We start from the raw sequence: 8577 nt of genomic DNA, 5'->3' as shown, positions 1-8577 counted from the left end.
CCCTCCCTCCGCCGCCCCCCCCCGGGGGGGCCCCGCGGGCGGCCCCCCCCCCCCCCCCCGCCCCTCCAAAACCGGGGGGGGGGGCCCCCCCCCCCGGGCGCGCCCCCCCCGGCGCCCGGGATTCAGGACTGGTGGTCGGACCCCGCTGATGGTCATAACCATCGGATCCTTGAGCCGATGTCGCAGGGCCGCGAATTTCCACGCCTCGGCGCCCCTTGCTGGATCACAGCGTCCAGGAAGCGAGGTCGCAGCCGCCGCGAATGTTCGTTTGATGTAGCCGCACACCGGGAGACGGTGCCATGTTCGGCGTCGCGCCCGCCGCGTCACGATGCGGTCAAGAAGCCAACCACGAAAAAGGCGCTCAGGAGCACATCAAAACCACTCCGACAAACGATCCTGCGACCAAGCATTGCCGACAGTATGTCAAAATGCCGATTTTGCAGCTGTCGAAGATTGTACCTTTGCCTTCGCGCGCGCTTCAGCGATGGAGCGTTGCAGTCTGGCCATCCCGATTTCCCCTGGGATCACTTCGTCGCCGATCACCAACGCAGGTGTGCCGTCGATATACAAATCTTTGGCGAGTGCGAAATTGCGTGTGATGGCATCTGTGATGGCCTGGTCTTGCATGTCCCGCTTTAGTTGCTCGAGATCGAGGCCCACACGCTCTGCAACGGTCAAGGTGCTGCGCTCGTTGATGGAGCCGGGGAAAGCCATGAGGGCGAGGTGGAACGCCTCGTACTTCCCCTGTTTGTGCGAGGCGAGCGCTGCGCGCGCTGCGAATCTGGAACCTGGCCCCAGGATTGGGAAGTCCTTGAACACAAGCTTCACATTGGGATCATCCCTGAGGGCTTGAATGAGGTGGAGGGCTGCCGCCCGGCAATAGCCGCAGTTGTAGTCGAAGAACGAGACAACAGCGATATCGCCCAAGGGATTGCCCGCGATTGGCGAGGCTGGGTCGTTGAGGAGGGCGTCGCGCCGCTGCGGAATGCGTATGCGCAAGTCAGCCGCTATCTGGCGCTGGTCTTCCAGACGCTGCAGGTACTCGGCCGCATCCTGACGATGTTTCAACACTCCCAGCGCGAACACCAAGAGAGCGATCGCCGCGACAAGCGCGGCTTTTAATCGGGACATGGGTGGCTCCATCAAACATAAACGGCAGGACAGGACGCCCGCAGCGCCGGCTCCCGCCGTGTGGCCGCGCTTCTCCCGTCGCCGCGCTCCGGTCAAGCGCCGCACCCCGGTGCCGCAAATAGCGTGCCAGTGGGGGCAGGAACGCAGGTGAGCGCTGCGCTGCGAAAAGGCCGGCTAGGACATTGGCGCGATCGCCGTTTGGCTTACGCAGCGGACACGAACACCGCGTGGCCACGCGCGACAACTATGTCCGGCGCACCATAAAACGGGGGAATCCGTGGCCGTTGTGCGACATAGGGTCGGGAACCATTCAAGCCATTTGCGAGGGGATTTGTTGGCGATCCCTGTTTTGGGCACTTTGTAGAAAATGGTTCTGTACAGTCTCAAACCGCGCAGCCACAAAGCCCAGGCGGTCGCGGAGCCCCTCCGATATCCGCTCGCATTGCAAGCGCCGATGCCTCGTTGATCTCCGCCTTGAGCACCCCGCGGTCACCCCCGGCAGCGCTGTCACATCGGGCGCGTTCGTCAGCCGAAGATCCGACGGGTGCTGCACCCACGGGCAAGTAGGAGCTAGACGGCTCTCCTGTTGCCCCAGAGCAGAACGTGCAGCTGCGGCAACACGCGAGCTTCGAACCACCCGTCTCGCGTCACCTTTTCGATGAGCCACTCCATGCGTCTCATGATTCCGTCAAGGTCGACAGGTGCGTCTTCATCGCCAAGGCGCGGTGGCGTGTGATTGCCAGGTTGCAGATAGACCGGGAGACGTGGAAATCGCGCGGCGGCGTCTTTGGCGAAGGCATAGTCACTCTCGTCGAAAACGACGAGCTTGAGCACGACTTGGGGCTTCTCCCGCGCCGCTTCGATGCACGCCTCCAAGGCGGCCCAGTCGGGCCGCATTTCGCTCGACGGAGGCTTTGGGCTGAGGACCAGCACATCAAGCTCGGCAAACCAGTCCTTGACCACCGAAGCTTGGGTTTCCAGCGCAAAGCGGTAGCCTTCACCATGGCCTCGCTCGATCAGGCCACCGAAGGGCTGAATGGCCGGATTGCCGCCCGACAGCGACACCATCACCGGCCGGCCGCCGGAAAGCGCAACCACGCTTTGCCACACCGCATCCACTGGCATCATCTGCCATTCATGGCGGAACTGGTTGTCCACCGCATGGAGGCTGTCGCACCAGGAACAGCGATAGTCACAGCCGCCGGTTCTGATGAAGACGGTCGGCAAACCGATGAGCACGCCCTCGCCCTGTATCGTCGGCCCAAATATCTCGCTCACCCGGATTGCGGGGCGCGTGTCCGTCACGGTCGGTACTCCGCCCAGGTTTTCGGGGTTTCGCTCACCCTCACGGCCGCGGTTTCCGGCAGCCGTGCCTTGCACCATTCATAGAAATGCCTGGCCAAGTATTCCGCCGTGACCTGCTCATGTGCCAACGCGTCGTTGAGGTGCCGGTGGTCCAAGCTCTCGTCGATATAGCGTTTGAGCGGCGCCAGATCGTGATAGTCGCGCACGAAGCCGTGCGCGTTCAGCTCCTCGGCGGAGAGCTCCACTTCGACGATGTAGTTATGCCCGTGCAGGCGCGCGCACTGATGTTCGGGTGGCAAGGAGGTGAGCTGATGCGAGGCCGAGAAGTGGAATTCCTTGGTGATGCGGAACATCAGGCGCTCCGCCTCCGCAGCGCCTCAAGCCAGAAATCGGTGTCCTCATACTCGGTCGGATCGGCGTGCTGCGCGAGATGAAACGCCTCGCGTCGCTCGACGCAGGTCCCGCACCGTCCGCAGTGACGCTCGCCGCCCTTGTAGCAGGACCAGGTCTGCGCAAATGGGGTTCCGTATCCTGCTCCATCGCCGACGATGTCCGCCTTTGTTAGGTTCACATAGGGCGTGTAAAGGCGGATCTGCGCGTCGCCGTCGAGCGCTCGGTCCTGCATCGTCTGGAAAGCTTCGATGAAGGCGGGACGGCAGTCTGGATAGATGAAATGGTCCCCGCCATGAGCGGCCATCGCCACCGCTTCCGCCTTATGCGCGGCGGCAAGACCAAACGCGATTGCCAGCATGATGGCGTTCCTGTTCGGCACCACCGTGATCTTCATGGTGTCTTCTGCGTAGTGGCCGTCGGGCACGTCGACACTGTCGGTCAGCGCCGAGCCGCGAAGGCCGCGGCCGATTTGGCGGATGTCGATGATCTGATGCGCAACGTTCAGTCGCTCCGCGCACAGAGCGGCGAATCTCAATTCTTTCCTGTGCCGCTGGCCGTAGTCGAAGGACAGGAGCCCGGTGAGTTCGTGCTCCGACGCCACTTTGTGGGCAAGGGAAACAGAGTCCAATCCGCCGGAGCAGATGACGAGAGTCTTCATCATGGTATCCTTGTTTTGACCGGGTAAGGCTGCGACCGGAGATTTCTCTGCGCTCCCCCTACCCCAGCCAGCCAACTTTGTGAACCCTGCGGGAGTCTGATGCGCTGGCGCACCGGGATGCGGCAGGGTCGCGAAAGGCGGACTGAGCCTCGTTGGTGGATGTTCACCCCCGGGCACATGCTCAGGAGCCCAAATGCGACGCGTCCTCGCGACATGGCTGGGCAAGAAGCCGCCGACTTCATGGCTGCAGAGGCCACGTGCTGTGCTTTGCAAGGCGAAGCGGAAAGGGAGTGGACGCGAGTGCACAGGTCCAGGTTTAGCGACGGTGGGCTTGCCCTCGCTTCAGCATCAAATCCGAACCGGGCATCGCGGTCGGCCGTTGGTTGGGCGGCAGAACCCGCCAAAGATTGGTTGTCAGCCGACATCTGTGAACAAGCCGTCTGCGTCGTTGCAATCACCCCTCCGTTGCGCGCTATTGCCGCCATGGCCTCGGATGAACTGGATTGGGCGATTTTCCAGATGGCAGTCGAAAGCGTCCGCTCCCTCTCGCTGAGCTTCAACGAAAGAGCCGCGGAGATAGCGGCGAGGAGCCAGGGTACCTTGGTTTTCGACGTGCGGGTGTACGGTGACGCGCAGGTGCAGAGGGTCGCAGCCATCCGGTATCAAGGCGAACGGACTGGCGTGCTGGCGTTGGACAGACAAGGCCTTGTTACCCACTATTGCATGGTGAACAGCACGTTCTCAGATCTGATGGCGCCGTTGGAGAACTGGACCAGCATGCCCCTGGCAATGCAGGCCAAGATCGATGTTACCGTCCATGCCAGTCTCTTCCTCGGCGCCTTACGAAATGCCGGTATGCTTGGCGGTTAGCATGTCCGGATGTGTGATTTTGCATTCCGCCCGACCGCGGCCTGCCAGCGGCCGTCTACCGAGGCTCTCCAGGCGCGGATGTATCACGACGCGACCATTTGCTGCTCGTCTCGTGATATCCTGGCGCTCGGGTCCGTGGCGCAAACGCCGGATTCCAACATGCTGGGACACGCAACGCCCGATCAGTTAATTGCAAGGAGACCTGCTCCCCGGCAGCCGACGGGCAAACGAATCTTCCGCTGATCAGGCAGCATCCAATATGTCCGGCTCCGCCTCAAGAATTCCGCTGGGTAGGGACGGCGATTTCGCGATCCGATCGCGATACCCCTGTTGTGCCTCCGACCGGGGGAATGGTCAGTCGCCGATATCCGATTCGCCTGGGATAGCCATTATCGCAAAGGGCAGCACCCGACCCATATTAGCCGGCTGACTCCTTGGGGTCGGCACTTCGTGGGAAAGTTCGTTCCTCTTGAACAGTGCCGTCAAGTTTTTTGATACGGACGGAGCCGCCGCCTCTCCCAACAGCTGATTCCAGCACACCACCTTTGGTGGCCTCTTCCTTGGTGTCAAATCTGCGGGTTGCTCTGTCCGCACCTTCTTGGCGCAAGACCCAGTCGTCCTTCTTCTTGTCGTGGATGAGCTCAAATTTCGGAAGTTTTGCCATGACTGCCTCCTGTTGCCATTCGACTATTCGCCAATTGAGCCAAAATCAATTAGCCCAACGCCGCAACATCGCAAAGCCTCGAAAAGCCAGCTTTGAAGCAGAGCCTTTGCCACCCGCACATTTGAAGACTATGCTTGCCTTATCGGCAGCGATTTGCATCGGACACGGCCGACTGTAAGAGGGTACTCGCTCTTGCCCGTACGGGAGAGCGCCATGCCCCAATCCCTTCTTCGCAACCAGCTTTTGAAAGCGCTATCCTCGGAGGATTTCGCACTTTTGCAGCCATCGCTGCATCAGGTTGAACTGGCCATCAAAAGCCAGTTGGAGGTCGCATATCAGCCGATCGCGAGTGTGTATTTTCCGGAGACGGGTATCGCTTCGGTGGTCGCCACAATGACTGGCGGGCGCAAAAGTGAGGTCGGCCTCGTCGGCTACGGCGGCATGACCGGCATTGCGGTTATACTCGGCCAGGACAGGTCTCCCAATGAGACCTATATCCAAGTCGCCGGCCAAGGCTGGATCCTGTCGGTCAATAGCCTTCGCGCCGCGATCGCGACAAGCCTGACCCTTCGCGAGTCACTGCTGCGCTATGCCCATGCGTTCCTTGTCCAGTCGTCCCGGACGGCACTGGTTAACGGCCACTCGAAAATCGAGGAACAGCTGGCCCGCTGGTTGCTCATGGTCCACGATCGCGGTGACGGAGACAAGATTTACCTGACGCATGAATTTCTGGCGACCATGCTTGGCGCTCGTCGCCCCGGCGTCACGACCGCCCTCCAAATGCTCGAATACAGGGGACTGGTCCGCGCCACGCGGGGTGAAATCACGATTGTCGATCGCGCCGGAATGATAAGGCTCACGCATGGCGCTTATGGCGAGGAGGAGCAACGCCATTTCGGCTTGGCTTCCGCGTGATTGTCTGGAATCAGACAAAGCCTTGCAAGGTCCGGAATTCCGGCCCTAAATCCCCTTGGTCAGGGTTTCAGGGAGGAAATTCTCGATGACCAACGCTTTTCACTCGGTCACAGTTGAACGAGCAGCCGAAGCCTATGTCCTTTCCAGGGGCAAGGCCCGGTTCCTCTCCATCGCACAGGCAATCCGCGCCATCCGAACACTCATGCCCGCATGCAAGGCGACCGACCGCGAACTGGAGGAGTTGCTGGCGGCGGCATCGATCATTCACGGTGTCCGCGTCGCCTTCGACGCAAGAACGGCGGAAGCCGCAGAACCGCGGCTCCATTCGTAGCGACGATGCAGGCGCCTGCGCAGTCCCACAGCTTATCGGACGTCGCCAAGCGATCGTCCGCCATCTAATCGACAACGTCGGCAGCCCGTGCATTTCGATGTCCGAGGTTCGTCACGCCGTGAGACGAATGTTTCCGCCTTGCGACCTCACGGATTGGGAACTTGACGATCTCATTGCGCGAAGTGCAATCGACGCGGGATTTGCGATCGAATTCGACGCCGCGGCACCGTAAGCCCGAAGGCCGAGCTGCCGGGAAGCCCGTGGGTTGTGCCGAGCCAAATCAGGTATATGTTTGCCGAACGGCGTGAGGACTTCGGTGTGGGAAATCACGGCAGCGTTGTTGAAGGATGGCAGGTACTAGCTGAGGACGAGGCGATAGAAGCCGCGACCAAGAGGCATGGTAAGGATCCTACAACCTCGGTGGCCTATTGCGCCTTCGAAGCGTCTGGCAATGACAAAGGTCTCGAATACCGATTCTGGTTTAATCTGTTTCTGAAACTTTCAAAATGGGATCACGTCGGGTGGGCTTAGCCCGCAAGCGGCGGACTACGAGCATATTACCGCAAATGGGCAATTGCACGAATGGTGATGACTGAGGGCAAATATCCGGGAGAGCTCGCCTCCCCGCAGCAGATGTATGAACTGGCGGAAGAGTATCGCAAAGCGGCAGCCCTGCTCGCCCCGCTTGGCCGATCAGGTAAGCCGCTTAGCCGAGCGCCGTTTAGACTGTCAGCCATCCACGCGATCGAACTCTATCTGACCGCGCTTTTGCTCCATCGTGGGCACGAACCCAATCAAATCCGCAAGATGCATCACGACTTGGCGGCTCGGGCGAAGCACACTGTCGAAGCAGGACTGCGTCTTCGCGCAAAAACCGCCAATCATCTTCAGTCCCTCAGCCAGAACCGGGAATATCTGATCATCCGCTACGGCCCGGAACTGGCCGCAACCGCCTCCCAGATCAACCGGCTCACCGCCACCCTCGAAGAGGTGGCGGTGAAGGTTACCCTTTTGATCGCGTCGTCCTCAAGAACGGATCCACAGCCAGCCGCGACCACAACTGGCAAGGCCTGACCCGATTACCGACTTGTATGGTTCAGGGCTGCGGTTCGGCGGCCACGAATACAAGCAGGCAACCTCGTCGCGCGGCATCGGCCGCTTGTCGATTAGGTCACTAGCCAGCCTAAGGTCGCTGCATCGCAGCCCTGATCTTAGTGGCGGATCCGTACTAACTCGGCGACGATTGCCAAGCTTTCGCTTTCAACCTTTTGCGACTTTCGCAGCACTGAGGGAAGCCAGCCTTGCCGTCCAGTTCCGTCTCGGCGTGCAAGCGCCTTCAGGTTCCGGAGCGTGTTCTACAGCTTCGGCATCCCGCATGACGTCGGCGATGTGGGCTTTCGACAGGCGTGCGAGGAAGGCTCCCTCTGGTGTCCACTAGAGCGCATGTCCAGTCCCACCGCTTCCGCCAGCAGGTTGGAATTTGCGATGCCTTCCCTGCCGGTTTCAGGGGGGCGACCACGGCGTTGGTTCGCGGCAGTCACCATCGCCGCCCGCGGGCAGAGGAGTGGTCAGGTCGAGCATCCTCAAGCACTATGCCGACAGGCCGAGAACCGGCTGCCACAATACAGGTCCGTTCAAACGCCCCCTCCAGCGGACGCGCATGAGGCTAGCGTGGGAAACCTCGAGAGAACCGGCGACCGCCTCCGTGTTGCCGACCGCCTTCGGCTGCCCGATGCGCGCCAACGGCCAGGTTGCGAGACGCAGGATCCGCTCCATGCGCGTATCCGTCACTGTCACAATCCGATCGAGTTCGTTGGCCAAGCCGAATTCGATCATGCCTGCGAAGAGCTCGTAGGTTGCTTGGGCTAACCCGCCAGCCTTGGGTGTTGATGCAGGCAGATCCAGTGCGAAACGACTGCTCTCCCAAACGCGGGTACTCGCTGGCGCTGCGGTCTCACCCAGCAGCATCGGAAAGGTGTCGCGCAACATTGTCGGCCCCGTTGTCGGCAAAAAACGGACGCAACCGCAAATGCGCCAGTCGGATCCTTTGAGAAGGAGATAGACGGGGTTGAGGCCGTCATATGCGTCTGTCTCCATTTCCTCTGCGGTCTGAACATCCCATTCCAGCCTTTCCTTGAAAACCCGATGCCTCAGTCCGTACATTTCCTTGAGCTCGCTTGAAAACTCGTCGTAGAGCTCAGGTGTGATTAGCTGCATCATTTGTCGCCTCCGTGGTACGCCTCCGGCGAAGGCCGCCTTGCGGGAGGATGGCACGGTAGCGAGGCTGCGCTCTTAAGGTCGTCCTTACGA

General features: G+C 60.8%; 11 protein-coding genes. 5 read left to right on the top strand and 6 right to left on the bottom strand.

From position 1 onward, the window contains the following. Positions 1 to 423 precede the first annotated feature (423 nt). The 4 genes from AC0L26_RS27700 to queC all read right to left on the bottom strand — a co-directional run bounded on the left by AC0L26_RS27700 (position 424) and on the right by queC (position 3487). The gene (locus AC0L26_RS27700; RefSeq protein WP_473635432.1) at positions 424 to 1131 is read right to left on the bottom strand and encodes a DsbA family protein; all 708 of its coding nucleotides are present in this window, start codon (positions 1129 to 1131) and stop codon (positions 424 to 426) included. 570 nt (positions 1132 to 1701) lie between these two features. Next, entirely contained in the window at positions 1702 to 2436 is a 735-nt protein-coding gene (gene queE / locus AC0L26_RS27695; RefSeq protein ID WP_473635431.1) for a 7-carboxy-7-deazaguanine synthase QueE, read from the bottom strand. Next, a complete protein-coding gene (gene queD, locus AC0L26_RS27690) occupies positions 2433 to 2789 on the bottom strand; it encodes a 6-carboxytetrahydropterin synthase QueD (protein WP_473564430.1) in 357 nt (118 codons plus the stop codon). Before queD ends, queE begins: the two co-directional genes overlap by 4 nt. Further along, positions 2789 to 3487, bottom strand: coding sequence for a 7-cyano-7-deazaguanine synthase QueC (queC, locus tag AC0L26_RS27685; protein ID WP_473635430.1), 699 nt, complete (start codon positions 3485 to 3487; stop codon positions 2789 to 2791). The genes queD and queC overlap by 1 nt, the downstream gene beginning before the upstream one ends. Positions 3488 to 3970: 483 nt before the next feature. Between queC and AC0L26_RS27680 the strand changes: the two genes are divergently transcribed. After that, entirely contained in the window at positions 3971 to 4357 is a 387-nt protein-coding gene (locus AC0L26_RS27680) for a hypothetical protein (protein ID WP_473605961.1), read from the top strand. Positions 4358 to 4775: 418 nt separating this feature from the next. Here AC0L26_RS27680 and AC0L26_RS27675 read toward each other — a convergent pair whose 3' ends face one another. Next, the gene (locus AC0L26_RS27675) at positions 4776 to 5021 is read right to left on the bottom strand and encodes a DUF2188 domain-containing protein (protein ID WP_473635429.1); all 246 of its coding nucleotides are present in this window, start codon (positions 5019 to 5021) and stop codon (positions 4776 to 4778) included. A gap of 213 nt (positions 5022 to 5234) precedes the next feature. Between AC0L26_RS27675 and AC0L26_RS27670 the strand changes: the two genes are divergently transcribed. The 4 genes from AC0L26_RS27670 (at position 5235) to AC0L26_RS27655 (ending at position 7341) form a co-directional block, all read left to right on the top strand. Next, complete coding sequence (locus tag AC0L26_RS27670; RefSeq protein ID WP_473635428.1) at positions 5235 to 5936, top strand: Crp/Fnr family transcriptional regulator; 702 nt, start codon at positions 5235 to 5237, stop codon at positions 5934 to 5936. A gap of 85 nt (positions 5937 to 6021) precedes the next feature. Further along, positions 6022 to 6267 (top strand): hypothetical protein, encoded by a 246-nt coding sequence (locus tag AC0L26_RS27665; RefSeq protein ID WP_473543560.1) that lies wholly within the window; start codon positions 6022 to 6024, stop codon positions 6265 to 6267. A 288-nt stretch (positions 6268 to 6555) separates the two neighbouring features. Continuing rightward, a complete protein-coding gene (locus tag AC0L26_RS27660) occupies positions 6556 to 6798 on the top strand; it encodes a hypothetical protein (RefSeq protein WP_473635490.1) in 243 nt (80 codons plus the stop codon). Between the two features lie 57 nt (positions 6799 to 6855). Then, positions 6856 to 7341 carry a hypothetical protein gene (locus AC0L26_RS27655; RefSeq protein ID WP_473605947.1) on the top strand — a complete coding sequence of 162 codons (486 nt, stop codon included), beginning with the start codon at positions 6856 to 6858 and terminating at the stop codon, positions 7339 to 7341. A 516-nt stretch (positions 7342 to 7857) separates the two neighbouring features. On the opposite strand, the gene AC0L26_RS27650 is transcribed toward AC0L26_RS27655, so the two are convergent. Continuing rightward, a complete protein-coding gene (locus AC0L26_RS27650) occupies positions 7858 to 8487 on the bottom strand; it encodes an acyl-homoserine-lactone synthase (RefSeq protein ID WP_473605948.1) in 630 nt (209 codons plus the stop codon). Positions 8488 to 8577 lie beyond the last annotated feature (90 nt).

The organism is Mesorhizobium sp. WSM4823, from assembly GCF_055811195.1.
This window is presented reverse-complemented; position numbering and strand designations above follow the sequence as displayed.